Raw genomic sequence first — 26,975 nt, forward strand, 5'->3', positions numbered from 1 at the left:
CGGCGAGCGCGCGGACGGTCGGGTGGTGGAACAGGTCCACGACCCGCAGGTTCGTGCCGAGCAGCCGGTTGAGCTGCCGTTGCACGACCGCGACCGCGAGCGAGCCGCCGCCGACGTCGAAGAAGCTGTCCGTCGCGGCCACCTCCGGTACGCCGAGCACGTCGCACCAGACCGAGGCGATCCGCCGCTCGGTGGCGGTGGCCGGGCGGGCGGCGGGCACCCCGGCGCGGCCTCCGGCCCGGTTCACCCGGGCGGCCCGGGGCACGTCGTCGGCCGTTCCGGCCGGGACGGCGGTCCAGGCGGGCAGCTCGGCCACCGGCCGCTCCGGGTCGGCGGCGCCGGCCCGCAGCAACCGCTCGACGTCGGCGAGCACGTCGGTGATCAGGGCCTCGCCGTAGACGTCCGGGTTGAAGACGATCTCCACGCGCAGCCGCCCGTGCCGGGTGATGCCGTAGAGCGTGAGGTCGAACGGTGAGCCGGGTGCGGGCACCGGCACCGGCTCGGCGGACAGGCCGGCCAGGTCCAGCCGGGGCTCGTCGAACGTGTACATGTTGAACAGCACCTGCACCAGCGGGCTGCGGTCGAGCAGGCCGCCCAGCCCGAGGCCGCCGACGATGCGTTCGACAGGCGCCTCCGGGTGGGCGAGCGCGGCGAGCAGTTCCTCCCAGGCGGCGCGGACGTGCGCGGCGAAGCCGGCCCCGGGCGTCCGGCGCAGCCGCAGCGGTGCGATCTCGATGAAGAAGCCGACCATCGGCTCGAAGTCGGCGGCCCGCCGGTCCACCGTGGGGGTGCCGACCACCAGGTCGGGCAGGCCGGTACGCCGGGCCAGCACCAGCGCGAACGCGGCGAGCACGGCGGCCGCCGGGGTCGCGCCGAGCCCGGCGGCGAGGTCGTTGAGCGCGGCAGTGGCGGCCCGGTCCAGCCGGGTACGCACCGTAGCGCTGGTGTACGTCTGTTCGGCCGGCCGGTCCCGTCCACCGGGGAGCCGCAGCACGACCGGCGCCCCGGTCAGGTGGTCCAGCCACCAGTCGAGGTCGGCGGCGGCGCGACGCCGGGCACGGTCGGCGCGCCAGGCCACGTAGTCGCCGTACGTGGCGGGCAGCGGCGGCAGCGGCGGCCCGTCCCCGAGCACGGCCCGGTACGCGGCGGCCAGGTCGGCGTAGAACAGCGACTGCGACCAGCCGTCGAACACGGCGTGGTGGGCGTAGACGGCCAGCACGTGCTCGCCGTCGCCGGTGCGGATCAGCTCGGCCCGCCACAGCGTGTCGGTGCCCAGCGCGAACGGTGTGGCGGCGCTCGCCGCGAGGTGGCCGGCGAGGTCGGTGCCCGGGGCGAGGTCGCGTACCGGCAGCGGCACCGGTGTGGACGGGTCGGCGACCGCGTACGGCACGCCGTCGCGCTCCGGGATGCGCCAGCGCAGGATCTGCTGGCGGTCCGCGACGGCGGTGAGTGCCGTGGCGAGCGCCGCCACGTCGAGCGGGCCGGTGATCCGTTCGGCGAACGCGACGTTGTACGCCGACGCGGCGGCCGGGAAGTAGCGGTCGAGGAACCACAGCCGCTGCTGTGCCGGGGACAGCGCCGGTGGCCGTCCCCGGACGACCGGGGCCGGGCCGGTTCCGGCGGCTGCGTCGGCGCGGGCGGCGATGCCGCGTGGCGTCCGCCCGACCAGCACGTCCTCGATGGCGAGGTCGCGGCCCAGCCGCTCGCGCAGGTCGGCGACCAGCCGCATCGCGGTGATGGAGTGCCCGCCCTGGTGGAAGAAGTCGTCGTCGCGGCCGACCGCGGGCACGTCCAGCAGCGCCGCCCACGCCTGCGCGACGAGGCGTTCGGTGTCGGTGGCGGGCGGCTCGCCGGACGGCACGGGGGCCGGTCCGGCGACGTCGAGCGCGGCCAGCCGCTCGGTGTCGATCTTGCCGTTGATGGTGATCGGCAGCGCGGGCATGGTGTGCATCCGGGCCGGTACGGCGGCGGGCGGCAGCAGCCGGGCGCAGTAGTCACGCAGCTCGGCGGTGTCCAGGCCGGTCGCCACGTACGCGACGAGTTCCTGACCGCCGGCGCCGGCGCGGACCTGGACGCTGGCCAGGTCGACGTCCGGGTGGCGGCGCAGCACCGCCTCGACCTCGCCCAGTTCGATCCGCTGCCCGCGGATCTTCACCTGCCGGTCGGCCCGGCCGAGGAACTCCAGGCTCCCGCCCGGCAGCCACCGGGCCAGGTCACCGGTGCGGTAGAGCCGCTCCCCGGGCTTGCCGGAGAACGGGTCCGGGAGGAACCGTTCCGCCGTGCGGGCGGCGTCGAAGAGGTATCCGCGGCCGAGCCCGGGCCCACCGGCGAGCACCTCGCCGATCTCCCCCGGGCCGACCTCGCGCAGCTCGTCGTCGACCAGGTGGATGCGGTGGTTGGCGGCGGGCCGGCCGATCGGGATGGGCCGGGTCCAGTCGCCGCTGCCCTCGAACCAGGTCACCAGCACCGTCGCCTCGGTCGGGCCGTACACGCTGACGAAGCGGCGCCCGCCGGCGGTCCAGCGGCCGACCTGTTCCGGGCCGGTGGCCTCGCCGCCGGTGACGACCAGCCGCACGCCGGGCAGCCGGACCGGGTCCAGCAGCGGCAGGATCGGCGGCGGCAGCACCACCACGTCGACCGCCTGCTCGGCACAGATCCGGTAGAGCCGGGTCGGGTCGGCCCGCTCGGCGTCACCGGCGAGCACGACGGTGCCCCCGGCGGCGAGCGGGGCGAGCATGTCGACCACCGACGCGTCGAACCCGATCGAGGCGAACGCCAGGCACCGGGTCGCCGTGTCGAACCCGGAGAACTCCGCGATCGAGGTGACCTTCTCGGTCAGCGCCCGGTGCTCGATCACCGCGCCCTTGGGCTGCCCGGTCGACCCGGACGTGAACATCGCGTACGCGGTGGTGCCGAGCGTCGCCGGGGTCGGCTGCCAGGGCGCGGTGCCGGTGGGGACGTCCAGCACGGTGCGTCCGGTGAACGCCTCGGCGGCGGGCGTACCAACGACGACGCGCAGCCGGGCCTCGGCGGCCAGCTCGCGCAACCGTCCGGGCGGCAGCGCCGGGTCGAGCGGGACGTACCCGGCGCCGGCCGCCTGCACGCCGAGCAGCGCGACCACCAGGTCCGGGCGACGGTCCACGCAGACGCCGACGAGGTCGTCCGCGCCGATGCCGTGGGCGCGCAGCGACGCGGCCAGCGCGGCGGCCCGGCCGACCAGGTCGGCGTAGCTGAGCGTCAGGTCGCCCTGCACCACGGCCGGGGCGCCGGGACGCCGCCGGGCGTGCGCCGCGACCAGGTCGGGCAGGCACACCTGCGGGTAGGGCAGCTCGGGACCGACCTGCTGGTCGCGCTGATCGTCGCGGACGGTCATCGTCGTGCCTCGATCCAGTGCCGGGTCCGCCGGAACGGGTAGCCGGGCAGCGGCACCCGCCGGCCCGGCGGGACGGCCGGCTCGTCACCGGCGCGCCAGGCGCGGACTGCGGCGTCGTCGTCGGAGGCCGGGTCGCCCGCCGCGAGCGCGGTCAGCCGGCGCACCGCCTCCCCCGCGTCGGCGCAGGCGACCGCGTCCCGGTACGCCAGCCGCCGCCGTCCCACCGCGAGCGTGTGCGCCACGTCGGCCACCGCCAGGTCGCCGTCGGCCAGCCGGAGGGCCAGCCGCCGGGCCAGTTCCCGCAGCGCCGCCGGGCTGCCCGCGGACAGTCCCAGCACCACCGGGCCGGGTGCCCCGGCGTCCGGCGCGTCCGTCGCGGGCGCCGGCTCGACCAGCACGTGCGCATTGGTGCCGCCGAGACCGAACGAGCTGACGCCCGCGCGCCGCTCGTAGGCCCACGGCCGAGTCTGCGCGTCCACCTCGGCGCCCGCGGCGGCCAGGTCGACGTCGTCGTGCGCGCCGGTGAAGTGCGCGGTACCCGGCACCTGCCCGGTGCGGACCGCGTACACGGCCTTGATCAGGGAAATCACGCCCGCCGCGGCGTCCAGGTTGCCGAGGTTGCCCTTCACCGAGCCGAGCAGCAGCGGAGCGCGGGCGCCCCGGCGTACCCGGGCCAGCGCGTCCACCTCGATCGCGTCGCCGACCGGCGTGCCGGTACCGTGCCCCTCCAGGTAGCCCACGTCGGCCGCGTCCCAGCCGACCGACGCCAACGCCTCCGCCAGCACCGCCGCCTGCCCGGACACACCCGGCACGGTGAAGCCGGGCCGGGCGGCGCCGTCGTTGTTCACCGCCCACCCGGCGAGCACCGCGTACACGTGGTCGCCGTCGGCGCGGGCGTCGGCGAGCCGCTTCAGCACCACCGCCCCGGCGCCGTTGCCGAACACCTGCCCGGTGGCGGCGGCGTCGTACGGGCGGCACACCCCGTCGGTGGCCAGCAGCCCGCCCGGCCGCAGCCGGTAACCGGCCTGCCGCGTCGAGACCACCGCCGCGCCGCCCGCTATCGCCACGTCGCAGCGGTAGTCCAGCAGGCTCTGCCCGGCCTGGCACACCGCGACGAGCGAGGTCGAGCAGGCGGTCTGGACCGCCACGGCCGGGCCGGACAGCCCCAGCGCGAACGCGGTGCGCGTCGGCAGATAGTCGCAGCCGGAGCCGGTCAGCACGTCGTCCCAGTCCTCGGCGAGCGTGCCGGCCGCCGGGGCCAGCGCGGGGTTGCCGAGCAGGTGGTGGTGCAGGTAGCGGCTGGGCGCGCATCCGGCGAACACGCCGATCTGGGCCGGGTCGCGGTCCGGGTCGATCGCGGCGTCCTCCAGGGCGTGCCAGGCGACCTCCAGGAACAGCCGGTGCTGCGGGTCGAGCAGCGCCGCCGCCGCGGCGGGATAGCCGAACAGGTCCGCGTCGAAGCCCTCCAGGTCGTCGAGCCGGCCGAACGCCGACACCCAGTCCGGTCCGCCCGGCGCGCCCTCCCCGGCCGGGACCCGGCGCACCGAGTCCACCCCGGACAGCAGGTTGCGCCACAGCGCCGGTGCGTCGTCCGCGCCGGGCACCCGGCAGGCCAGGCCCACCACCGCGATCCGGTCGTCCTCGCTCACGCCCGTCCCTCCCCGCCGCCGGCGGCCCGCGCGGCGGCACGGCGGGCCATCCGGCGTCCGACCGCGGTCAGCCGGCCGTCCTCCGGTACGCCCGCGGCGTCCCCGGCCGTCTCCAGGTACGCGGCCAGCGCCGCCACCGTCGGGAACTCCACCAGCCGGGCCAGCGGCACCCGGCGGCCGAGGTGTTCCTCCAGGTACCCCTGCACCAGGGCGAGCTGGAGCGAGTGCCCGCCCGCCTCGAAGAAGTTCACCAGGCGGCCCACAGTGGTCAGTCCGAGCACCGTGCACCAGCCCGCCGCGATGGTCTGCTCGACCGGCCCGGCCGGCGGTCCCCCGGCATCCGGGCGGCCGGCGGCCGGCTGCCCCGCGTGCGGCCCTCCGGCGTCCGGGTGGCCGGCGTCCGGGTCGGGCAGGGCGGCCTGGTCGAGCTTGCCGGTCGGGCCGATCGGCAGCTCCGGCACCGCCACCACCGCCCGGGGCACCATGAAGTCCGGCAGCACACCGGCCAGCCGTTCCCGCAGCGCTCCCGGCTCGACGACCGTACCGGCGGCGCCGACCACGTACGCGACGATCTCCTGCTCGCCCGCGCCGGACGCACCGCGTCGCGCCACCACCGCCGCGTGGGCCACCCCCGGCAGCGCCGCCAGGCACGCCTCGATCTCGCCCAGCTCCACCCGGTAGCCGCGGATCTTCACCATCCGGTCGCCGCGGCCCAGGTAGACGAGCGTGCCGTCGGGCAGCCGCCGCGCGATGTCACCGGTCCGGTACGCGCGCACCCCGTCGTGCTCGGTGAACCGGGCCGCGGTCAGCTCCGGCAGGCCCAGGTAGCCGAGCGCGACGTGCGGGGTCCGCACGACCACCTCGCCGGTGAGGCAGGCGGGGCGTCCGGCCGGGTCGGTCAGCACCACCTCGACGCCCGGCAGCGGGTGCCCGATCGGCACGACTGCGCGCCCCGGGTCGGCGTCCGGCGGCAGGTGGTGCTGCGCGGCGAAGCTGATCTCGGTGGTGCCGTACCCGTTGACGAACACCACGCCCGGCGCGAACGACCGCCGGGCCAGCGTCACGTCGTGCCGGGTGACCTCCTCGCCGCCGAGGACGACAGCGCGGACCGACGGCAGCCGCCCGTGCTCGCCGAGGCTCGCCATCACGTACCGGAAGACGGTCGGGGTGGAGTGGTAGACGGTGACGCCCCGGCCGGCGAGCGCACCGGTGAGGTGGCCGAGGCCGTGCGTGCGGACGTCGACCGGGACGGCGGCGGCGCCGGACAGCAGCGCGCCGAACGTGTCGGTGACCGCCATGTCGTAGCCGAACGAGGTGAGCACGCTCGTGCGGTCGTCCGGCCGGACGGCGAAGTTGCGCACGTGGTTGCGGACGCCGAACAGCACGTTGCGGTGGCTCTGCACCACGCCCTTCGGCTTCCCGGTGGACCCGGAGGTGTAGAGCACGTACGCCGGGTCGTCCGGGCGCGCGGGCCCGGCCGGCACCGGCACGCCGGCGTCGCCCCGGCGCAACGACACGACCGGCAACTCCAGCCCGGCGGCGGCCGCGAGCGTGGCGGCGCGCTCTTCGTGGCCGGGGTCCGCGACGATCGCCCGGACGCCTGCGTCGCGCAGCATCGCGGCCAGCCGGGCCGCCGGGTACGCCGGGTCCAGCGGCACGTACGGCGACCCCGACGCCAGCGCCGCCAGGATGCCGGTGATCGTGGCGACGCCGTGGCGGCACAGCACCGCCACCGGCGCCGTGACGTCACCCGGCCCGGCCAGCGCTTCGGCGGTCGCGGCGACTGCCGCGCCGAGTTCCCGGTAGGTCACCGTCGCGTCGTCGGCGAGCACCGCCGGCCTGTCCGGGTACGCCCGCACCGCCGCGGCGAACGCGGCCGGGATGGTGTCGCCGCGGACCCGATCGGCCTCGGTGCCGTCGCCACCGTGCAGCCGCCACAGGTCCGGCGCCGGACGCCGCTCGTAGCGGGCCGACGGCAGCAGCCCCGCCGACGAGGCGTCCGGGTCCAGCGTGGACAGGACGTCGGCCAGGTCGGCGCGGAGGTCGTCGGCGTACGCGGCGGGCAGCCCGGAGACGGTGACGCCGGCCAGGTCGGGGCTCACCTCGACGGTGGCGTCGACCGGGTGGTCCGGCGGCGCCGGGCACAGCGACCGGCACAACTCCCGGATCGGCGCGTCGGCGGTCAGGTCGAGCGTCACCGGGTCGTCGCCGTGCCGCAGCGTCACCGCGGGGGCTCCGGTGTACCGGCGTACCACCAGGGCGGTGGCGGTGAGGATGACGGCGGCCGGGTCGACGCCCGCGGCGCGCGCCCCGGCGGCGAGCCGCGGCGGCAGGCCGAGCGGCTGCGGAGACGGGCTCACCGCTGGTCCAGGACGGCGGCGACCACGTCGGCGAGCGTGGACACCTCGGCGTCGGCCTCGGCGATCCGGAAGTCGTCGCAGTAGCTGCCGGTGCCGTGCACCACGATCTCGTACCCGGCCGGCACCAGGCCCCGGTCGACGGCGTTGCAGACGCCGGTCAGCGCCATCAGGATCGACCACTCCCGCAGCCGGGCCGGGTCCTCGGGCAGCGTCAGACCGGCGGCGGAGAGCCACTGCCGGGCGACCGGATAGCGCCGCACGCACTCGCGCCGCGACACCACGATGCCGTCGCCGCCGTGCCGTTCGATGAGCGCGTTCATGGCCGGGGAGGTCACCGGGCGATGGGTGTAGAACGTCGGGTCGAGCACCTCGGCCGGGTCGTCGGTGACGGCCGGGAAGCGCAGGTCGGCGTCCTGCGTCCAGACGCCCCGGCTCTCGTCGAGCGTGTACGCCGGGCAGTGGTCCCGCTCGAACGAGCCGTGGCGCAGGCTGAGCACCATGTCCGGCGTGCCGAGGTGCTGCACGAGCAGGAAACCGGGCCGGTCGGCCGGGTCGGCGTCGCCGGCCGCCTCCAGCACGTCGCGGCCCAGGTTGTAGCCGAGCAGGCCGAACGCGCTGGACACGGCGTGCGCGTGCCAGCGGGAACCGGCGGCGGGCGACACGTCGGCTTCGAAGGCGGCCCGGGCGGCGTCGGCGACCAGGTAGTTACGCAGGTCGAGCGTGTACCAGAGGGTGACGCCGCGCTTGTCGTACGCGGTGGCCGCGTACTCGTCGACGAACGCGCGGCCGAGCGCCTTCACGCCCTCCGGGTCCGCGCCGGTGTACCGCAGCAGCGGGTTCACCGCACGGGTCGCGGGATCGTCGGCGAGCGCGTCGTGGCGGAACTTGTGCCGGGTCGCCGCCGGCGCCAGCACCACGATGGACAGCTGCTCCGGGGTCACCAGCCCGGCCGCGTACGCGCGGGCCACCGAGTCGCGCAGCGCGACGCCCTTGTTGCCGGAGGTCGGGGTGACGATGCACAGCCGCTCGCCGGTACGCCGGATGTGCTCCACCGCGCGGGCGACGATCACCATCGAGGCGAACGTCTTCGTGGTCCGGGTGCCCGGGTTGGCGGTCAGGTCGAGCATCGTCAGGTCGTGCCCGCCGTAGTGGCCCAGCGGGGACCAGCTGACCGTGGCGGCGGCGTAGAACTCGCGTACCTCGGGGGTCAGCTCGGGCAGGTCGAAGCCGGGCGCGAAGCCGGGAGTCCCGGGCGCGTCGCCGGGGGCCGCGCCGCACCGGCGCACCGCCGACGCGACGACGTCGTAGTAGTCGGTGATCATGTTGCGGGTGGCCGGGGTGGTCACGGTCATCGGGCTTCCTCCAACACACTCCGGGCCGGCGCCGGCGGCACCGTTCGCAGATGGTCACGCAGGGCGGTGAACCGGCAGGCGATCTCGGGCAGCTCGCTCGCGTGCCAGCCGCCGGCCAGGTCCGGCCGGTACGCCGCCAGTGCCACCCGGGCGCGCTCCGGGTAGCGGACGTGGCCGCCGCCGACCTCGACGCCGTCGCGGCGCCCGGCGGCGGTGTTCCAGGCGACCGCCTGCGCCACCGGCAGCTCGGCCGGCAGCCGCAGCTCGGTCCGGCCGCCGGTGAGCCGGACCGGATAGCCGCCCGGCAGTCCCAGTGGCCCGGGCAGGCTCGCCGTCACCTCGTCGCCGGTGGCGAGCGCCGCCACCAGGGCGGCCCCGGCGTGCCCGGCGAGCGCGTTCAGCTCCGGCCGGGGCAGCGCGCGGTAGCCGGCGAGCAGCCCGGTGACGTCCGGGACGGGCCGGCCGTCCAGCCAGGCGCGTACCTCGGCGGTGTCCTCGTCGTCCGGGCCGGGCGCGGCGAGGTGGGCGTGGTGGCCGAGCACCGCCAGGCGGCGCTGGCCGGGACGGCCGAGCGCGGCGTCCAGGCACGCGGCGAGCGTCGCCACGTTGCCGATGCCGCAGCGCACCGGCAGGTCCCGCGCGGCGAGCAGCGGGTTGACCGCGTCCGGGAACGCGCCGTTGACGAGCGTCGCGCCGGGCGCGCCGCCGGCCAGGGCGGCGGCCAGCCGGGACACCAGCTCGGCCTGCAACGCCAGCGTCACGCCGAAACCGGCCGCGGCGATCAGATCCGTCCAGGCCGACGGCGCCGCCGCCCGCTCGTACGGCGACTGCGCGGACGCGGCGCAGACCAGCACGTCGGGCCGGAGCCGGGCCATCGAGGCGGCGTCGGCGGCGTACCCCTCCCCCGGGTCGGCGCCGGGTTCGGCGGTGAACGGCCGGGCGGTGACGGCGACGGGGGTTCCGGCGACTGTGGCGCGCACCCGCGCGGCGCGGGCGAGCGCGAGCGCCGCGTCCGGGTCGCGGGCCAGGACCGTCACGCGCAGCGGCGCCGGGGTGGGCGTCGCGGCCAGGGCGTGGCACAGCGAGCGGGCCAGCCGGCCGGCGCCCACCACGACGACGTGCCGCGTGTCAGCGGACCGGGCTGACATCGCGTCCCGCCTCCGTGACCCGGTCGACCCAGTCGGCGAACGACCCGGCGCGCAGGCAGCTCGCCGGGGACACCTCCAGCCCGGCCATCTCCCGTACCCGCAGCGCAATCCGCAGCGCGGTCAGCGAGTGCCCGCCGAGCGCGACGAACGTGTCGTCGTCGTGCACCGCGTCGACGCCGAGCGTGGCCCGCCACGCCTCGCGCAGCCGGTCGGTGAGGGCGCCGTCGCCGGGTTCCGCAGCAGGCCCGGTAGGCCGGGGCGGTGGTGGTGGCAGCTCCAGCCGCGCGACCTTGCCGTTGGGCAGGCGGGGCAGCCGGTCGACCAGGACGATCTGGTCCGGGCGCATCGCGGGCGGCAGCGCCGAGGCCAGGTAGCCCTGGAGCAGCCCGGTGGTCAGCAGGTGGTCGGCGGGCTCGTCCCGGGGCGTCGCCGCGGGCGGCGGGTCCTGCGGCCGTACGGCGTAGACGTAGCTGACGTCGGCGTCCGCGCCGACGTTCCAGTCGCCGATGTCGTTGACCTCGAACCCGGCAGCGCACAGCAGCTCGCGCACCAGCGGGGTGGTCACGCTGCTGCGCTCGACCTCCAGGCAGACCTGGCGGATGCGGGGCCAGTGCTCGGGGCGCAGCCCGCGCAGCACGCTCAGCTCGGCGCCCTCGGTGTTGATCTTCAGCAGGTCGACGCGGTCCAGCCCGAAGCGGTCCAGCAGGTCCGACAGCGTCACCGTCGGCACCACGTGCGCCACCGGGGCGAGGCGGCGGCGGGCGTCCGCGAGTAGCGCCGCCTGTTCGGTCTCGTCGGCGTCGCCGCCACCGTTGCGGTAGTGCGACCGGACCAGGTCGGAGGCGACGCCGGCCCGGTCGGCGCCGAGGCCGGACAGGTAGCTCAGCTCGGGGAACGAGGTCAGCTCGGCGGTGCCCGCCGCGTCGGTCACGGCGGCCTCGACGACCGACGCCGACCCGGCGTAGAGGCCGAGGTTGGCGCGCAGGTACGGCAGGGTGTCCGGGTTCGGTTCGACCGCCACCAGTCGCACGTCGCGCGCCTGCCGGGACGCCCAGAGCGAGAACAGCCCGATGTTGGCGCCGACGTCGACGACCACGGCGCCGTCGCCGACGCGGACGCCGAAGCGGGCGTACTCGGCCTGGTCGAAGATCTGCCGGTAGAGGAAGACCGCCTCGTCCGGCGACGCCGCGGTGACCGCCATGCCGTTCGGCAGTGGGAAGCGCGGCAGCCCGCCGACCGCCGGGGCCTGCCGGGGCTGCGGCACGACGTAGCCGACCAGGCGGGGGCCGTCGTCGGTGTCCGGGACCGTCACCACCACCGCGTCGTGCACGGCGGGATGCTCGCGCAGCACGGCGGCCACCTCGCCCGGCTCCACCCGGACCCCCCGGATCTTGACCTGGTCGTCGGCCCGGCCGCGGAACTCCAGGAAGCCCTGCGGCGCGATCCGCACCAGGTCGCCGGTGCGGTAGAGCCGCGCGCCCGGCCGCGCCGGGTCGGCGCGGAAACGTTCCGCCGTCCGCTCGTCGTCGCGCAGGTAGCCCAGCCCGACCGCGACCCCGCCGATCCACAGCTCGCCGGTCCCGCCCTCGGGCACCGGGCGCAGATCGTCGTCGAGCACGTGGGCGGTGACGCCGTCGATGATCCGGCCGATCGGGGCGATGCTGCCCGCGTACGGCTCGGCGCAGTCCCAGTAGGACACGTTGATCGACGTCTCGCTCGGGCCGTACCCGTTGAACAGCCCGCACGGCAGCACCTCGCGCAACCGCCGGACCAGCCGCATGTCCAGCGCCTCGCCGCCGCACAGCACCCGCCGCAGCGTGAGGCAGCCGGCGAACTCCGGCTCGTCGAGCACGTGCCGCAACATGGTCGGTACGAAGTGCGCGGTGGTGACCGCCTCCCGCTGGATCAGCCGGACCAACCCGAGGCTGTCGAACTGCAGGCCCGGCCCGGCGACGACCACGGCGCCGCCCGCGATCAGCGGGGAGAGGATCTCGTGCACCGACGCGTCGAATCCGATCGACGCCTTGTGCAGCACCCGGTCGTCGGCGCCGAAGCCGAACCACTCGTGACCCCAGGCCAGCCGGTTGACCAGCCCGGCGTGGTGCAGCACCACGCCCTTCGGCCGGCCGGTGGAGCCGGAGGTGAACAGCACCAGCGCGGCGTGCTCACCCGGCGGCAGCCAGCCGGTGCGATCGGTCAGGTCGGCCGTCGACCCGGCCCGCGCGGTACGCACGTCCCGCCAGCCGGTGGACGCGGGCGCGGCGACGGCGGGCGGACGGTCGGCGTACAGGACGAGCCGGGGCGCGGCCGCCGCGAGCATCTGCTCGGCCCGGCCGGAGGGCAGCTCGGGGTCGACCGGCACCGCCACCGCGCCCACCGCGAGCGTCGCCAGCAGCGACGTCACGTAGTCGGCGGACCGGTGCAGGTAGAGACCCACCAGGTCACCCGGCCGCACGCGGGCGCGGCGCAGCAGCTCGGCCGTCGCGCCGGCCCGCTCCCACAGCGCGGTGTAGCTCAGCTCGCCGTCCGGGCCGACGATCGCGGGCCGGTCGCCGCCGGCGCCGGCGGGCCGGTGCACCAGGTCGGTCAGGTAGCGCGGGCCGGTCAGGTGGCTCGGGCCGGTCACGGCGCTACCTGCGTCCTCGTCGCGACCGCGACGATGGCCATCCGGGGCACCTCGGCCACGAACTGCCCGTCGGCCCGGTAGACCAGCGGACGGGCCGGCAGGTCGTCGCGGCCGATCCCGGCCAGGTAACGGGTGTGGTCGAAGTGGCGGGTCAGCAGCTGCCACACCTCGTCGTCGGTGAGCGTCGCGAAGTAGTCGCGCACGCCGTACATGTCGCCGACGTAGTCGCGCATGCCCGCGGACGCGGACTCGGCGCTGTCGGCGCGCACGATCAGCGGGTCGTACAGGTCGAGGACGCGTACCGGCAGCCCGGCCGCGGTGAACAGGCCGGTCAGCTCGGCGCGGCTGAAGTGCCGGTAGTCGTGGCCGCCGGCGGCGTGCGGGTGCACCACTTCGCCGAAGAACCCGGCCATCGGGCTGGACTCGTCGAAGTCGTGCAGCACGATCCGGCCGCCGGGTCGGACCACCCGGGCCGCCTCCGCGACCGCCTGCGGCCGCCGGGCCGCCGGGATGTGGTGCGTGCCGTACGCCAGCAGCACCGCGTCCACGCCGGCGTCGCGCAGGAACAGGAAGTGCGCGGCCTGGCGGACGGCGGGCAGGCCGTGGGCGAGCGCCTTGTCGACCATGTGGCCGGACAGGTCGCCGGTGATGAATGCGAGTTTGGACTCGAAGCAGGCCGACTGGCTGCCCGCGGCGCGGGCCACCGTGCCGTCGCCGCCGAGTACGTCGAGGATCAGCGTGACCGGAGCGGCTGCGTCCGGCGTGGCGAGGTCCAGCAGCCGCCGCATACCGGTCCAGCGGACGAGCGTGTCCCGCTGAGCCCGGCGATAGGAATCGCCCCGGCCGGTGGAGTCGGTGTCGAACTCGCTGACCGTGCCGGCCAGTTCCGCGAGGGCCGCGTCCGCGCCGGGACGGCCGAAGTCGAGCAGCTCGCGCAGTTGCGGGTGGAGGGTCGCCACGGTGTGCAGGTAATCGCGTAGGACCAGGGACGGAAGGTACGGCCGGCTCATGAACACCTCGGCGCACGCGACAGTATGCCGCCTCGTCAGCGACGTCCCTTCGGCGAACGGATGGCGAACTTTAACACCGCTTCTCGGCCACTCACCAGGTCGAATACCGGACATTGTGGAAGGTCCGGCGCGGGTACGAGTCCTTACCTGCTCTTTGTCGCTTATTCCGCCACAGGGGTGTGACTGACGACGATGTGTCGCATTAGGTCGATGATTTCCGGCAGATGGTCGGTAAGGAAGAAATGCCCGCCGGGAAACACGTGCCATCGCGGCTCGGTGACACATTCCCGGGCCCACCCCGCGGCCCGTTCCGGGTCCACGTGCTCGTCCCCGTCGCCGAGCAGCACGTGCACCGGCACCTCCAGCGGCGGCCCCTGGCGATAGGCGTACCGCTCGGACAGCGCGAAGTCGGCCCGCACCCCGGGCAGGATCAGCTCCATCAGGTCGCGGTCGGCCAGCAGCGCAGCCGGCGTGGCCCCGAAGTCGCGCAGCGCGTCGATGAGACCGGCGTCGTCCAGGTCGTGGACGCGCCGCCGTACCAGCCGGGTCCCCGGCGCCTCCGCGCCGCCGACCAGCAACGCCAGCGGTGCGGGCGCGCCCCGGCGGCGCAGCTCCCGGGTCACCTCGAACGCCACCAGCGCCCCCAGGCTGTGGCCGAACAGCAGGAACGGCCCGGACGCCCGCTCGGCGACGGCCGTCGCCAGCGCGTCCACCAGTTCCGCGAGGTCGTCCACCGGTGGCTCGTGCAGCCGGACGCCCCGGCCCGGCATCAGCGCGACCTGCACCGACAGCTCCGGCGCGGCCAGTTCCCGCCACTGCGCAAAGGAGGCGGCGACGCCGCCGGCGTACGGGAAGACGAACACCTGGGCGTCGCCGGTCGAGGATCCGGCCGGCCCGAACCAGCGGCTCGCAGTCACCTGGGACATGGCCAGGAGCATAGGGCGCACGGCGCGGCGGACCGCCGCGCGGACGCCGGTCCGGCACGCCCGCGCCGGGCACCGGCCGGTGCTACGGTGGACCGGAGTGATCCAGTGGCGATCAGGCAGGCAGGGAGACCAGACATGGCGGGTGACGACGACATCTCCGGGTGAGACCGGACATGTGACCGACCACAGGCAGGCGCCGTGGTCGCGTCGTCGTACCCCGAGACCGTGTCCCCCGCCGGGCGGCTGAGGTCCGCCCGCCCTCATCTTCGAGGTCGTCTTCCTGATGTCCGATTCCTTCGTCGTCTGCTCGAACCTGACCTTCTCCTGGCCGGACGACACTCCGGTCTTCCAGAACCTCTCCTTCACCCTCGGCGCGGGCCGGACCGGCCTGGTCGCGCCGAACGGCGCCGGCAAGAGCACGCTGCTCAAGCTGATCGCCGGTGAGCTGCGGCCCGCCGCCGGGTCGGTCACGGTGCACGGTGTGCCGGGCTACCTCCCGCAGAGCCTGCCGCTGTCCGGCGACCTGACCGTGGCGCAGGTGCTGGAGATCGCCCCGCTGATCGCGGCGCTGCACGCCATCGAGTCCGGCGACGCCGACGAGCGGCACTTCACCACCATCGGCAACGACTGGGACATCGAGGAGCGCACCCGCGCCCAGCTGGACCGGCTCGGCCTCGGCGACCTCGCGCTCGACCGGCGGCTGGACACCCTCAGCGGCGGGCAGGTCGTCTCGCTCGGCCTGGCGGCGCAACTGCTCAAACAGCCCGACGTGCTGCTGCTCGACGAGCCCACTAACAACCTCGACCTCGACGCCCGGCACCGGCTCTACGACGTGCTGGAGCAGTGGACCGGCTGCCTGCTGCTGGTCAGTCACGACCGGGCGCTGCTGGACCGGATGGACCGCATCGCCGAGCTGGACCGCGGCGAGGTGCGGTTCCACGGCGGGAACTTCACCGCGTACGAGGAGGCGGCGCGCGCCGCGCGGGAGGTGGCGGAGAAGAACATCCGCAACGCCGAGCAGGACCTCAAGCGGGAGAAGCGGGAGTTGCAGGAGGCCCGCGAGCGGGCGGCCCGCCGGGCCGGCAACGCCGCCCGCAACCTCAAGAACGCGGGGCTGCCGAGGATCGTCGCCGGCGGCATGAAGCGGGACGCGCAGGTGGCCGCCGGCAAGGCGAACGAGATGCACTCCGGGCGGGTGGACGACGCCCGGGCCCGGCTCGACGAGGCCGAGCGGGCGCTGCGCAACGAGCAGAGGATCTCGGTGGAGCTGCCCGCCACCGAGGTGCCGGCCGGCCGCACGCTGCTCACCGCCGAAGGAGCGCAGATCCGGTACGGCGACCGGCAGCTGTTCGCCACAGGTGGCGTCGACCTGACGATCCGGGGACCGGAGCGGATCGCTCTGCTCGGCGGCAACGGCGCGGGCAAGTCCACGCTGCTGCGCCTGATCAACGGCGACCTGGAACCCGAGCAGGGCCGGATCAGCCGGGCCGACGGCCGCATCGCGTACCTGTCGCAGCGCCTCGACCTGCTGGACTCCGACCGTACGGTGGCGGAGAACCTGGCCGCGTTCGCGCCGCAGGCCCCGGATGCGCAGCGGATGAACCTGCTGGCCCGCTTCCTGTTCCGCGGCGCGCGGGCGCACCTGCCGGCCGGGGTGCTCTCCGGCGGCGAGCGGCTGCGGGCGACGCTGGCCTGCGTCCTGGGCGCCGAGCCGGCCCCGCATCTCCTGCTGCTCGACGAGCCGACGAACAACCTCGACCTGCTCAGCGTCGCGCAGTTGGAGAGCGCGCTGAACGCGTACCGGGGGGCGCTGCTCGTGGTCAGCCACGACGAGCGGTTCCTGGCCGCGATCGGGGTCGAGCGCTGGCTGCGGCTCGCCGACGGGCGCCTGACGCAGACCGGTCCCCCGGACGCCGCCTGACCGGGCGCGGCGGCTGTCAGGCGGGCGGGAGGCGGACGACGAACCGGCAGCCGCCGGTGACGTTGTGCGCGTGCACCCGCCCGCCGTGCGCCTCGACCAGGCCGCGCACGATCGCCAGGCCCAGCCCGCCACCGGCCGGCGCCGGCTGGTCCGCGCCGGCCGGTGTGCGGGCCCGGGTCCCCCGGAACGCCACGTCGAACACCCGGGGCAGGTCCGCCTCGGGGATGCCGCCGCAGGTGTCGGAGACGGCGAACCACACGTCGCCCTCGTCGTGGCCGGTGTCGACGCGCACCGTGCCGTCCGGCGGCGTGTACCGCACCGAGTTGACGAGCAGGTTCGTCACGACGCGGGCGAGTTCGGCCTCGCCGGCCCGGACCGTGGGCCAGCCGGTCTCCGGGGCGAGCACACGCACCCCCCGGTCGGCGGCCAGCGGCGCGGTGGCGGCGATCGCGTCGGAGACGACGTCGCCGAGCGGCACCGGGGACAGCGCGGGCCGCAGCGCGCCCGCGTTGATCCGGGACAGCTCGAACAGGTCGTCGACCAGGCGCGTCATCCGGTCGGTCTCGACCCGGACCCGGTGGTGGTACTCGGCCACCGTCGCCGGATCGTCCACCACCCGGTCCTCCAGCGCCTCCGCCATCGCCCGCAGGCCGGCCAGCGGTGTCCGCAGGTCGTGGGAGACCCAGGCGACCAGTTCGCGGCGGCCGGCCTCCAACTGCCGTTCCCGCTGCCGGGCCTGGTCGGCCCAGACCGCCGCCCGCGCCAGCCGGCGGGCGAACGCCACACCGACGGCCAGGCTGACCGCCGCGGACGCCGCAACCGTCACGAGAACCACCTGCAGGTCGTGCGCGGACAGGAACATGGCCTGCGCGACAGCGGTGACGCCCGCCGTCACCGAGGCGATCGTGACCGCGAGCAGCACCGCGATGTGCGCGAGGATCGACCGGCGGCGCACCAGCCGCAACGCGCCCACGCCGAGCGCGCCGACGACCGCGCCGGCCAGCAGGGCGTAGGACCCGATGACCAGCAGCTCGCTCACCGGGACTCCAGCGGCTCGTAGCGGTAGCCGACGCCCCACACGGTGACGATGCGGCACGGCTGCGCCGGGCGGTCCTCGATCTTCTCCCGCAGCCGCCGGACGTGGACGGTGACGGTCGACTGGTCGCCGAAGCGCCAGCCCCACACCCGGTCCAGCAGTTCGGCCCGGGACCACGCGCGACCCGGGTTCGCCAGCAGGAACGCGAGCAGGTCGAACTCCCGCACGGTCAGCGCCAGCGGCTCCCCGCCTCGCTCGGCGACCCGCCGGCCGGCGTCGACGGTCAGGTCGCCGTCGCGCAGCACCCCGGCCGGTCCCCGGTCGTCGCGCGCCGTGCGCCGCAGCACCGACCGGATGCGCAGCACCAGTTCCCGGGGGGAGAACGGCTTCGTCACGTAGTCGTCCGCGCCGACCTCCAGCCCGGCGACCCGGTCGGCCTCGTCGCCGAGCGCGGTGAGCATGACGACGGGCAGCTCCGGCAGCCTCCGCCGCAGCCGCCGGCACACCTCGATGCCGTCGAGGCCCGGCATCATCAGGTCGAGGACCACCAGGTCGGGCGGCTGCTCCCCGGCCGCGACGAGCGCGTCCGCCCCGTCGAAGGACAGCCGGACCCGGTAGCCGTCCTGTTCGAGATAGCGGCGGACGACGTCGCTGACCGTCCGGTCGTCGTCGACGACGAGCACGTAGCGCTCCATGGGCCCGACGCTACCCATCGGCGTCCCGGCGCGGCGGCCCGCGGTCGGGCCGTAAGCGGACGGAAAGATCCTCCGGCCGGGAACGGCCCTACGGTTCACGGCATGGGCAGAAGACGTGTGGTGTTGTCGGTGCTCGCCGTCGTGGTGGTCGCCGGTCTCGGGGTGAGCCTGTACCTGTTCCAGCCGTGGCGGCTGGTGACCGACCGCGAGGTGCGCGAGGCGCTGCCGTCGGTGACGGAGCCGCCGACGGCCGGCACGAGCGGCCCGCCGGCCACCGGCGGGCCGCCCACCGACGTGGTCCTGGCCGCCGGTGACTTCGTCACCCACGAGCACGACACGTCCGGCCGGGCGCAGCTGGTCCGGCTCGCCGACGGCCGCCGTCAGTTGCTGCTGCGCGGCCTGAACACCTCCGACGGCCCCGACCTGCGGGTCTGGCTCACCGACCGGAAGGTGCAGCAGGGCCGCGCGGGCTGGCAGGTGTTCGACGACGGCCGCTGGGTGGAACTGGGCCGCCTCAAGGGCAACATCGGCGACCAGGCGTACGACATCCCGGCGTCGGTGGACCTGGACGGGCTGCGCAGCGTGTCGATCTGGTGCAAGCGGTTCGCGGTGTCGTTCGGCGCGGCCCCGCTGGCCGTGGCGGGGACAGGATCGGCGCCGGCCTGATCGGCGCGTCAGCCGCGGCCCAGCAGGCGCAGCGTGTTGCCGCCGGCCACCAGGGCGCGCTCGTCCGGGTCGAGGCCCGCGCCGCGCAGCGCCGCCTCGACCCGCTCCCGGGTGGTCTCCCGTTCGGCGACCGGCCAGTCCCCGCCGACGACCACGTGGTCGGCCCCGAGCAGGCCGGTGGCGAAGCGGATCGCCGACGGCGCGAAGCCCATGGTGTCGGCGTACACGTGGGCGCGGCGGCCGGGCGCGCTGAGCAACGCGCCCTCGTCGGTGGCGGCGGCGAGCGCCAGGCCGGCCACCCCGAGCATCGGGAAGACCACGTGCAGGCCGGGCAGCGCGGCCAGGGCGCCGCCGGTGAGCAGGGACAGCAGCGCGGCGGCGTTGATCGTGCCGCGGGCCAGCGACGTGCCGAGCCGGCCCAGGCCGGCGAACTCGGCGGTCAGCGTGGACCTGCTGATCGGATGCGCGAAGACCGGCACACCCAGCTCGGCCGCGGCGGACAGGGTGGGACGGGCGGCCGGGTCGCCGAGCAGCCGCCCGTCCGCGGCGGCGCAGTCGACGACGACGCCCGGCAGGCCCAGCTCGCGGACGGCCCGGACCACCTCCCCGGCGGCCGCGTCGCCGCCGAAGGCGTCGATCGTGGCGAGCCCGGCGAGGCGGCCCGGATTCGCGGCGACCACGGCCGCCAGGTGGTCGTTGAGCCGCCGCAAATCGTCCGGCCGCGTCCGTTCGCCGTGCGGGGTGACCATCGCCGGCGGGGCGCTCAGGACGCGCAGGTCCACGCCGTGCCGGCCGGACTCGGCGAGCAGGCCGTCGAGGTCGGCGACCCGCCGGGCCGTGTCGGCCCAGCGGGCGGCGAGCGCGCCGGTGGCGTTGTGCGGCAGCACCGCGGGATAGTCCGGACAGGCGTGGTGGGTGTGGAAGTCGGCGATGAGCATCAGACGTCGAGGAACGTGTAGGTGAAGCCGCGCTCGGCCCGGCGCACGTACCCGGCCGCGGGGAACGGGAAGTGCGCCGGCACGAGCAGGTCACCGGAGTCGGCGGCCCGTTCCAGCAGCCGGCGGCGCTGGTCGGCGGAGTCGCCCGGCACCACGCAGTAGCGGATGCTCCACTCCGGCCGTTCCAGCTGGACGCCGTGGTGCAGCATGTCGCCGGCGAACAGCGCCCGCTGCCCGGCCGACTCGACGACCAGGTAGACGTTGCCGGGCGTGTGGCCGAACGCGGGCACCAGGTGCACCTGCGGGGACAGGACGTGGTCGGCCTCGATCAGGTCGAGCACCCCGGCGTCGCGCAGCGGCAGGATGCTGTCGGCGATGTAGTCGCCGGTACGCTGCATGGCCCGCGCGCCGTCCGGGCCGGTCCACCAGTCGAACTCCTCCCGGACCACCAGGTACCGGGCGTTGGGGAAGGTCGGCTCCCAGCCGCCGCGGCCGTCCGCGCTGGTGGCGAAACCGACGTGGTCGACGTGCAGGTGGGTGAAGACGACGGTGTCGATGTCGCCGAGCGACACCCCGGCGCGGGCGAACTGTTCCAGGAACGGCCGGTCCGCCCGGTCGAACACGCCGCCGTTGCGCGGTTTGCCGTTGCCACCGCCGGCGTCGACCAGGATCAGCCGGTCCGGCGTACGCAGCAGGTGGGCCTCCTGGTTGAGCAGGATCCGGCCGTCGTGGGTGAACGGCTCCCGGGTGTAGAACGCGCCGTCGGTCCACGACTCGGTCGCCAGCTGCGGGAAGAACTCGGCCGGGTCCACGAAGTAGTCGACCTCGCGGATCGGGAAGACCTCGACCTCACCGACTCGGAAGGACCACAGCGGACCCTCGCCGCCGCCGGTGTCGGTCCATCGGGCGTTGCTCATACCATCTCGCTCTCGGGGGTACGGCGGACCTGCGTCCACACTCGGGTGCGCAGCTCGCCGAAGCGGGCGGAGGAACGGGTGCCGATCTGTTCCCGGTCGGCGGGCAGGTCGACCGGGATGTCGGCCTGGACGCCGGAGACGCCGGCGCCGAGCACCACGACGCGCTGACTGAGGTAGACCGCCTCGTCGATGTCGTGAGTGACGAAGACGATGGTCATGCCGTAGCGCTTCCACAGCGTGGCCACCAGGTCCTCCAGGTCGGCGCGGGTCTGCGCGTCGACGGCGGAGAACGGCTCGTCCATCAGCAGCAGCCGGGGCCGGTAGGCGACCGCGCGGGCGATCGCGACGCGCTGCTGCATGCCGCCGGAGAGCTGCCAGGGGTACGCGTCGCCGGCCGCGCCGAGTCCGACCGCGTCGAGCGCGTCGGCGACGAGTTCCCGCCGCCGCGCCCGGCTCAGGTCCAGGTGCCGCAGCGGCAGCTCGACGTTCTGCCGGACCGTCTTCCAGGCGTACAGGCTGCGGCCGTACTCCTGGAAGACGACGCCGAGGCCGGGCGGCGGTTCGGTGACCGGACGGCCGCCGAACCGGACCTGCCCCACGGTGGCCGGCAGCAGCCCGGCGACGATCTTGAGCAGGGTGGTCTTGCCGCAGCCGGAGGGGCCGACGAGCGCGACGAACTCGCCCTCGGACACGGTCAGGTCGATCGCGGTCAGCACCTCGACGGTGCGTTCCCGGGCCCGGTAGGTCTTGCCGATCCCGGTGATCTCGAGCAGGGAGGTCATGGTCGCTCCGTGAGTTGTCCGGTGTGGCCGCGATGCCAGCGCAACGCGCGCCGCTCGACGAGCTCGAAGAGTTTGGCGAGCCCGAACCCGAGCAGGCCGATCAGCAGCACCCCGCTCCACATCTGCGGGATGGCGAAGCTGCGCTGGAACTGCACCACTGTGAAGCCGAGCCCGTCGGTGCTCATCAGCATCTCGCTGACCACCATCAGGATGATCGACAGGCCGAGGGCCTGCCGGGCGCCGGCGAAGATCTGCGGGCTCGCGCCGCGCAGCACCAGCAGGTGCCGGGTGCGGCGCGGCAGCCGGTACGCCGCGGCGGTCTCCAGCCCGACCTCGTCGGCGGCGCGGACGCCGTCGGCGGTGTTGAGCAGGATCGGCCAGACCGCGCCCACAGTGATGACGACCAGCTTGGTCGTGTCGCCGATGCCGACCGCCACCAGCAGCACCGGGATCAGCACCGGGGCGGGCAGCACCCGGAAGTACGCCAGCAGCGGGCCGGTCAGCGCGCGGGGCACCGCCCACCGCCCGATCACGAAGCCGAGGACGACGCCGGCGGCGAGCGCGATCGTGTAGCCGGCGGCGAGGCGCCACAGACTGGGCACCACGTCGCGGACGAACGTGTCGGAGAACCACACGTCCCGGAACGCCTCGACGATCGTGCGCAGCGGCGGCAGGAACACGTTGGTGCTGCCGTCGCTGGCCACCCACCAGGCGGCCACGAGCGCCGCGGGCAGGCCGAGCGCGTAGCCGAGGGCCTTCATGCCAGGGCCTCCCGGCGGGTCGCCACGTGCCAGTGCAGCAGCCGCCGCTCGGCCAGCCGGGCGAGCTGGTCGAGGCCGATGCCGAGCCCACCGGTGAGCAGCACCAGCGCGTACATGCCGGTGGACTCGCCGGACTCCTGGCTGCTCCAGATCATCTCGCCGAGTCCGGCGGCGCCCATCACCAGCCCGCCGGTCAGTGCGAGGGCCAGCGCGACCGAGACGATCAGGCGCAGCGCCGTGCCCAGGTACGGCAGCACCGTGGGCCAGGTGACGTGCACGATCCGGGCCAGCCGGCCGAGCCGGAAGGCACGGGCGGTCTCGACCGCCACCCGGTCCACGTCACGCAGGCCGTAGAGCACCTGGAACACGACGATCCAGAAGCAGGACACGGCGACCAGCAGCACCGTGATCTGCCGGACGTCGAGCACGAGCACCAGCACGGGGATCAACACGATCGACGGGACCGGCCGCAGGAAGTCGAGAGTGGAGGAGGTGGCCCGGCGCACCTGCGGCACCGAGCCGAGCGCGAACCCGGCCAGGATGCCGGCGGCCAGCGCGATGACCAGGCCGACCGCCACCGCCGCCAGCGTACGGCCGGTCGCCGTCCAGAACCGTTCCCCGGTGAGCAGGCGCAGCGCCTCCGGAACCACGGCGCTCAGCGGTGGCACGTGCGCCGGGTCGAAGAACAGGCGGGCGAGGATCTCGTACGCCGTGGCCGCGCCCGCCAGGCCCACGGCGCCGAGCCACCCCCTTCTCACTTGAGGATCAGTTCGTCGAGGTCGGGTGTGGTGGTGATGAGCCCGTCGCGCTGGGCGTAGCCGGCGAGCTTCTCGGCCGCCTGCCGGCTGACCTCGTCACGCAGGCCGGTCAGGGTGATCTTCGCGGCCACCTCCGGCTTGATCTCGGTGAACGTGGGGATCTTCGCGCGCACCTCGTCCTCGTGGTCGCGGGCGTACGCGTACGCCTCCCGCACCGCGTCCCGGAACGCGGTGACGGTCTTCGCGTTCTTCGAGGCGTAGGAGCCGGCCGCGTACCAGGCGGAGACCGTGAGGTCGGGCGCCAGGTCGGTGAAGCCCCAGCCGACCGGCACCGCGCCCTGCGCCTTGGCCGCCGACAGGAACGGCTCGACCACCCAGGCGCCGTCCACCCGGCCGGTGCTGACCGCGGCGGGCGCCTGCGGGAACGGGATCTCGACGAGCTTGACCTTCGTCGGGTCGCCGCCGTCGGCGCGGACCGCCTCGCGGGCCGCCGCGGCGGCGATGTTGGTGAGGACGTTGACCGAGACGGTCTTGCCTTCGAGCTGCTTGGCGCTGGTGATGCCGGAGTCGCCCTTGACCACCAGGGCGCCGTAGTCGGCGCCCTCCTTGCCGGTGGACGCGGACGCCGGCACCACGGCCTTGACGTCGAGGCCCTTGGACCGGGCCACGATCAGCGTGGTGAGGTCGCCGGTGGCGAAGTCGACCTTGCCGGCCAGCACGGCCGGCACGGAGGTCAGGTCGGAGGTCTCGGTGTCGACCTCGACCTTGAGGCCGTGCTTGGCGAAGATGCCGCGCTCCTGGGCCAGGTAGATGGGCGCGAGGTGGCCCAGCGGCGACGAGGCGAGCCGGACGGTGGTGAGGCCGTCGGCGCTCGCCGCGGCGGGCTCGTCGTTCCCGCCGCAGGCCGCGAGCGACGTGGTGAGCAGGACGGCAGCGAGGGCGCCGGCGATCCGGCGGCTTCGGGTGGTCATGCGGTCGGCTCCTCAAAGCGCAGGCGCAGGTCGAGGTCGTGGACGTGGTCGGGGAACGGCACCGGGCCGCCGAGCGGCTCGGCGCCGATGCTGGAGACGGCCGCCTCCTCGATCGCCACGACGAGGCTCGCGGCGTGCCGGGCGGAGTCGCCGGCGACGAGCAGGCCGTGGTTGCCGAGCAGGATCGCGTACGTGCGGGGGTGCGCCGCGAACGTCTCGGCGATCGACCGCACCGCCTCCTCGGTGCCGCGTGGCGCCCACGGCGCGACCGGGATGTCGACCGGCTGGCCGTGCACCAGCAGGGCCTCGTACCGGGCCGGCAGCGACACACCGGCGAGGGCGTAGCTGGTGGCGTACGGCGAATGGGTGTGGATGACGGCGTTGACGTCCGGCCGGGCCTGGTAGACGCCGATGTGCATCTTCAGGATCGCGGCCACCGACGGGCTGGGCGTTCCCTCGTGGACGGTCCCGTCGAGGCCGACCACGACGACGTCGTCGTTGACGGTGCGCAGCGCGGGCGCCGCGACCCGCAGGTCGTCGGCGGGCCACGGGCGCAGCAGTTCCCCGGCGTTGACGAGGAGGCGGTCGTCGTGGCCGGGGATCCGGACGCTGATGTTGCCGTGTCCGCTGGCCGACATGGCCGAGGCGGCGAAGAGCTTGTTGATGCCGGCGGTCAGGTCGACGCGGGCTTTCTGGACAGGGTCGTGCTGAGTCATGGCGTGTCGGGCCTTAAGGAGTCGGCCGTGCCCAGGAGGGCACGACGAGGCGACGTGTGCGAAGCGAGCCGGTGGGGCTCAGCGGCGACAGAGCGCGCTGGAGGTACGGCCCTGGTCGAGGGCTCGTCGGGTGGTCAGCAGCGCCGGCATAACCCTACTATAACCCTAGGGAATGTAGGCGATCAAGGGGTGCCCGGCCCGGCCCCCGCGTGACAGGATCGGTCAGGTGCCCAAGGTCAACGTTTATCTACCCGACGCCCTCGCCGACCGCGTCCGAGACGCCCGGCTGCCGGTCTCCCGGATCTGCCAGACCGCGCTGACCCAGGCGCTGGACGGCGCCGTGGGCGCGACTCACGAGACACCCACCACCCGGGCGCTGCCCGCCGGGCTCACCCTGACCCCGCCCGCCAACCACCACGTGGCGGCGATCCTGCACCAGGCGTACGCCCTCGCGTCCGCCTCCGGCGCGGGCACGGTGGAGCCGGTCCACCTGCTGCGGGCCTTCCTCGACGAGGGCGAGAGCCTGGTGCTGAACACCGTCGAACTGCTCGGCTTCCCCGCCGCCACGATCCGCGCGGCCCTGGGCGAGACCCCCGCCGTCACGGCGACGCCCAGCGAGCCGGCCACCTCGCCGGCCACCCTGGCGGTGCTGGCGGCCGCCGCCGAGCAGGCCACCGCGCACGCCTCGGCCGTCACCACCGGCAGCCACCTGCTGCTCGGGCTGCTGCGCGACGACGGCGAGGCGGGCGCCGCGCTGCGCCGCACCGGGGTGAGCGCCGTCGTCACGCCCGCCGCGCTCTCCGCTCTCTACTACGGCGTCGCGTTCGGGCGGATGCTACCCGGACGCGACGCCGACACGACGGTCCTGCGCGTGATGATGCACGACGTCCTCGACCGCCTCGACCGGCTGCAGAAGCGGCTCGACGCGACGGACGCCTGACGCGCGGCGCAGAGGACGGTCGCCACTGATCGCGCCGGGGCCTCGCCTCAGGCCCCCGACCAGCGCGAAGTCGCGTCCACACAGCGGACGTTACATTGACACTTTTCGTTACGCCGGTGATAGTAACCGCACACCGACACCACCAAGGGCGCCTACGCGTCAGTCGCTGGAGGACCCATGAGAAGGAGATCGAGAATCTACGCGGGACTGGCCGCCGCCGTCGTTTCGGCCGCCTCTGTGACCATGACGTTCGGCGCGACACCCGCGGGCGCCGCGATCGGCGGCTCCGGCCCTTACCCCGCCGACTACGAAACCTCGTCCGCCCTGGCCAACCACACCATCTTCCGGCCCCAGACCCTCCCGTCCGAGCGCCTTCCCATCCTGGTGTGGGGCAACGGCGCGTGCTCGGCCAACGGCCTGTCCCAGGGCAACTTCCTCCGTGAGATCGCCTCCCACGGCTTCCTCGCCATCGCCAACGGCGCGCCGAACGGCTCCGGCTCCACGAACGCCCAGATGCTCACCCAGTCCATCGACTGGGCGGTGGCGGAGAACTCCCGGTCGGGCAGCAAGTACTTCAACCGGCTGGACACCACGAAGATCGCCGTGGCCGGCTTCTCCTGCGGCGGCGTGGAGGCGTACGCCGTCTCCAACGACCCGCGCGTCACCACGACCGGCATCTTCAGCAGCGGGCTGCTCAACGACGCCGACGACTACCAGTTGCGCCGGCTGACCAAGCCCATCGCGTACTTCATCGGCGGGCCCAGCGACATCGCCTACCCCAACGCCATGGACGACTGGGGCAAGCTGCCGTCCGGGCTGCCCGCGTTCATGGGCAACCTGAACGTCGGTCACGGCGGCACCTACGACCAGCCCAACGGCGGCGAGTTCGGCCGGGTGGCGGTGCTCTACCTGAAGTGGCGCCTGAAGGGCGACGTGGGCGCCGGGGCCAACTTCGTCGGCCCGGACTGCGGCCTGTGCCGCACCCAGTGGACGGTCCAGCAGAAGAACCTGACGCTCGACCCGCCGCCCACCACCACGCCACCCCCGACCACGCCACCCCCCACCACGCCGCCGCCCACGACTCCCCCGCCCACTACGCCGCCGCCCGGCGGAGGCCCGTCCTGTTCGGCCGCCTACGTGGTGCAGGACCAGTGGAACGGCGGGTTCGTCGCCACCGTCACCGTCACCGCCGGCACCACGGCGCTGACCGGCTGGCGGGTGACGCTCGCCCTGCCGGGCGGCGCGTCGATCAGCTCGTTGTGGAACGGTGTGCCCAGCGGCACCAGCGGCACCGTCACCGTGGCGAACCAGAGCTACAACGGGCAGGTCGGCGCGGGCCAGACCACCACCTTCGGATTCCAGGGCGCCGGCAACGGCAGCGGCGCCACCGTCACGTGCGCCGGGAGCTGAGACACGACTGACACGGCGGC

The 26,975-nt window shown here is 75.0% G+C and carries 21 protein-coding genes (1 of these 21 only partly in view); 4 read left to right on the forward strand and 17 right to left on the reverse strand.

The window, feature by feature from the left end; all coding sequences use genetic code 11:
* The 8 genes from DQE82_RS25050 to DQE82_RS25085 form a co-directional block, all read right to left on the reverse strand.
* Window positions 1-3,373: the 5' portion of a non-ribosomal peptide synthetase gene (locus DQE82_RS25050; RefSeq protein WP_113974324.1), read on the reverse strand. The gene continues 137 nt to the left of window position 1, outside the view; the window shows 3,373 of its 3,510 coding nt (coding positions 1-3,373); the start codon lies at window positions 3,371-3,373; its stop codon lies beyond the left edge, outside the window.
* Entirely contained in the window at window positions 3,370-5,022 is a 1,653-nt protein-coding gene (locus DQE82_RS25055) for a polyketide synthase (protein ID WP_113974326.1), read from the reverse strand. The genes DQE82_RS25050 and DQE82_RS25055 overlap by 4 nt, the downstream gene beginning before the upstream one ends.
* On the reverse strand, window positions 5,019-7,382 hold the full coding sequence (locus DQE82_RS25060) for a non-ribosomal peptide synthetase (protein ID WP_113974327.1): 2,364 nt from the start codon (window positions 7,380-7,382) through the stop codon (window positions 5,019-5,021). The genes DQE82_RS25055 and DQE82_RS25060 overlap by 4 nt, the downstream gene beginning before the upstream one ends.
* Entirely contained in the window at window positions 7,379-8,734 is a 1,356-nt protein-coding gene (locus tag DQE82_RS25065) for a DUF6002 family protein (protein ID WP_113974329.1), read from the reverse strand. The genes DQE82_RS25060 and DQE82_RS25065 overlap by 4 nt, the downstream gene beginning before the upstream one ends.
* Window positions 8,731-9,882: a potassium transporter TrkA gene (locus DQE82_RS25070; RefSeq protein WP_113974331.1), complete on the reverse strand. Its 1,152-nt coding sequence runs from the start codon at window positions 9,880-9,882 to the stop codon at window positions 8,731-8,733. The genes DQE82_RS25065 and DQE82_RS25070 overlap by 4 nt, the downstream gene beginning before the upstream one ends.
* Complete coding sequence (locus DQE82_RS25075; RefSeq protein WP_233514778.1) at window positions 9,863-12,508, reverse strand: amino acid adenylation domain-containing protein; 2,646 nt, start codon at window positions 12,506-12,508, stop codon at window positions 9,863-9,865. Before DQE82_RS25075 ends, DQE82_RS25070 begins: the two co-directional genes overlap by 20 nt.
* Window positions 12,505-13,467, reverse strand: a complete 963-nt coding sequence (locus tag DQE82_RS25080) for a class I SAM-dependent methyltransferase (RefSeq protein WP_223201121.1) — start codon at window positions 13,465-13,467, stop codon at window positions 12,505-12,507. The genes DQE82_RS25075 and DQE82_RS25080 overlap by 4 nt, the downstream gene beginning before the upstream one ends.
* 212 nt (window positions 13,468-13,679) lie before the next feature.
* Complete coding sequence (locus DQE82_RS25085; protein WP_233514779.1) at window positions 13,680-14,444, reverse strand: thioesterase II family protein; 765 nt, start codon at window positions 14,442-14,444, stop codon at window positions 13,680-13,682.
* A gap of 283 nt (window positions 14,445-14,727) precedes the next feature.
* Between DQE82_RS25085 and abc-f the strand changes: the two genes are divergently transcribed.
* Window positions 14,728-16,365: a ribosomal protection-like ABC-F family protein gene (gene abc-f, locus DQE82_RS25090; RefSeq protein WP_104115002.1), complete on the forward strand. Its 1,638-nt coding sequence runs from the start codon at window positions 14,728-14,730 to the stop codon at window positions 16,363-16,365.
* 16 nt (window positions 16,366-16,381) lie between these two features.
* Here the strand turns inward: abc-f and DQE82_RS25095 are convergent, their stop codons facing one another.
* Window positions 16,382-17,404: a sensor histidine kinase KdpD gene (locus DQE82_RS25095; RefSeq protein WP_043324777.1), complete on the reverse strand. Its 1,023-nt coding sequence runs from the start codon at window positions 17,402-17,404 to the stop codon at window positions 16,382-16,384.
* Window positions 17,401-18,114 (reverse strand): response regulator transcription factor, encoded by a 714-nt coding sequence (locus DQE82_RS25100; protein WP_104115957.1) that lies wholly within the window; start codon window positions 18,112-18,114, stop codon window positions 17,401-17,403. The genes DQE82_RS25095 and DQE82_RS25100 overlap by 4 nt, the downstream gene beginning before the upstream one ends.
* Before the next feature lie 84 nt (window positions 18,115-18,198).
* Between DQE82_RS25100 and DQE82_RS25105 the strand changes: the two genes are divergently transcribed.
* A complete protein-coding gene (locus DQE82_RS25105) occupies window positions 18,199-18,762 on the forward strand; it encodes a DM13 domain-containing protein (protein WP_104115956.1) in 564 nt (187 codons plus the stop codon).
* Window positions 18,763-18,770: 8 nt separating this feature from the next.
* Here DQE82_RS25105 and DQE82_RS25110 read toward each other — a convergent pair whose 3' ends face one another.
* Genes DQE82_RS25110 through DQE82_RS25140 form a run of 7 tightly spaced genes read right to left on the reverse strand, consistent with a single transcriptional unit; the run spans window position 18,771 to window position 24,605 of the window.
* Window positions 18,771-19,700 carry an amidohydrolase family protein gene (locus DQE82_RS25110; RefSeq protein WP_104115955.1) on the reverse strand — a complete coding sequence of 310 codons (930 nt, stop codon included), beginning with the start codon at window positions 19,698-19,700 and terminating at the stop codon, window positions 18,771-18,773.
* Complete coding sequence (locus DQE82_RS25115; RefSeq protein ID WP_073829904.1) at window positions 19,700-20,617, reverse strand: MBL fold metallo-hydrolase; 918 nt, start codon at window positions 20,615-20,617, stop codon at window positions 19,700-19,702. The genes DQE82_RS25110 and DQE82_RS25115 overlap by 1 nt, the downstream gene beginning before the upstream one ends.
* Window positions 20,614-21,399: an ABC transporter ATP-binding protein gene (locus DQE82_RS25120; protein ID WP_113974335.1), complete on the reverse strand. Its 786-nt coding sequence runs from the start codon at window positions 21,397-21,399 to the stop codon at window positions 20,614-20,616. The genes DQE82_RS25115 and DQE82_RS25120 overlap by 4 nt, the downstream gene beginning before the upstream one ends.
* Complete coding sequence (locus DQE82_RS25125) at window positions 21,396-22,160, reverse strand: ABC transporter permease (RefSeq protein WP_073829906.1); 765 nt, start codon at window positions 22,158-22,160, stop codon at window positions 21,396-21,398. The genes DQE82_RS25120 and DQE82_RS25125 overlap by 4 nt, the downstream gene beginning before the upstream one ends.
* Window positions 22,157-22,918: an ABC transporter permease gene (locus DQE82_RS25130; RefSeq protein WP_104115952.1), complete on the reverse strand. Its 762-nt coding sequence runs from the start codon at window positions 22,916-22,918 to the stop codon at window positions 22,157-22,159. Before DQE82_RS25130 ends, DQE82_RS25125 begins: the two co-directional genes overlap by 4 nt.
* A complete protein-coding gene (locus DQE82_RS25135) occupies window positions 22,915-23,889 on the reverse strand; it encodes an ABC transporter substrate-binding protein (protein ID WP_113974337.1) in 975 nt (324 codons plus the stop codon). Before DQE82_RS25135 ends, DQE82_RS25130 begins: the two co-directional genes overlap by 4 nt.
* Entirely contained in the window at window positions 23,886-24,605 is a 720-nt protein-coding gene (locus DQE82_RS25140; RefSeq protein ID WP_113974339.1) for a class II aldolase/adducin family protein, read from the reverse strand. Before DQE82_RS25140 ends, DQE82_RS25135 begins: the two co-directional genes overlap by 4 nt.
* A gap of 226 nt (window positions 24,606-24,831) precedes the next feature.
* Between DQE82_RS25140 and DQE82_RS25145 the strand changes: the two genes are divergently transcribed.
* Together DQE82_RS25145 and DQE82_RS25150 are read left to right on the forward strand one after the other, a co-directional pair.
* A complete protein-coding gene (locus DQE82_RS25145; RefSeq protein WP_113974341.1) occupies window positions 24,832-25,545 on the forward strand; it encodes a Clp protease N-terminal domain-containing protein in 714 nt (237 codons plus the stop codon).
* A 177-nt stretch (window positions 25,546-25,722) separates the two neighbouring features.
* The gene (locus DQE82_RS25150) at window positions 25,723-26,955 is read left to right on the forward strand and encodes a cellulose binding domain-containing protein (protein WP_113974343.1); all 1,233 of its coding nucleotides are present in this window, start codon (window positions 25,723-25,725) and stop codon (window positions 26,953-26,955) included.
* Window positions 26,956-26,975: the final 20 nt, after the last annotated feature.

The organism is Micromonospora sp. LHW51205 (assembly GCF_003315815.1).
GTDB lineage: Bacteria > Actinomycetota > Actinomycetes > Mycobacteriales > Micromonosporaceae > Micromonospora > Micromonospora chalcea.

Coding starts and splice junctions, on each gene's coding strand:
- DQE82_RS25065 (WP_113974329.1), bottom strand. CDS start 8,734: ATGACCGTGACCACCCCGGCCACCCGCAACATGATCACCGACTACTAC.
- DQE82_RS25070 (WP_113974331.1), bottom strand. CDS start 9,882: ATGTCAGCCCGGTCCGCTGACACGCGGCACGTCGTCGTGGTGGGCGCC.
- DQE82_RS25085 (WP_233514779.1), bottom strand. CDS start 14,444: ATGTCCCAGGTGACTGCGAGCCGCTGGTTCGGGCCGGCCGGATCCTCG.
- abc-f (WP_104115002.1), top strand. CDS start 14,728: ATGTCCGATTCCTTCGTCGTCTGCTCGAACCTGACCTTCTCCTGGCCG.
- DQE82_RS25100 (WP_104115957.1), bottom strand. CDS start 18,114: ATGGGTAGCGTCGGGCCCATGGAGCGCTACGTGCTCGTCGTCGACGAC.
- DQE82_RS25105 (WP_104115956.1), top strand. CDS start 18,199: ATGGGCAGAAGACGTGTGGTGTTGTCGGTGCTCGCCGTCGTGGTGGTC.
- DQE82_RS25110 (WP_104115955.1), bottom strand. CDS start 19,700: ATGCTCATCGCCGACTTCCACACCCACCACGCCTGTCCGGACTATCCC.
- DQE82_RS25115 (WP_073829904.1), bottom strand. CDS start 20,617: ATGAGCAACGCCCGATGGACCGACACCGGCGGCGGCGAGGGTCCGCTG.
- DQE82_RS25120 (WP_113974335.1), bottom strand. CDS start 21,399: ATGACCTCCCTGCTCGAGATCACCGGGATCGGCAAGACCTACCGGGCC.
- DQE82_RS25125 (WP_073829906.1), bottom strand. CDS start 22,160: ATGAAGGCCCTCGGCTACGCGCTCGGCCTGCCCGCGGCGCTCGTGGCC.
- DQE82_RS25135 (WP_113974337.1), bottom strand. CDS start 23,889: ATGACCACCCGAAGCCGCCGGATCGCCGGCGCCCTCGCTGCCGTCCTG.
- DQE82_RS25140 (WP_113974339.1), bottom strand. CDS start 24,605: ATGACTCAGCACGACCCTGTCCAGAAAGCCCGCGTCGACCTGACCGCC.
- DQE82_RS25150 (WP_113974343.1), top strand. CDS start 25,723: ATGAGAAGGAGATCGAGAATCTACGCGGGACTGGCCGCCGCCGTCGTT.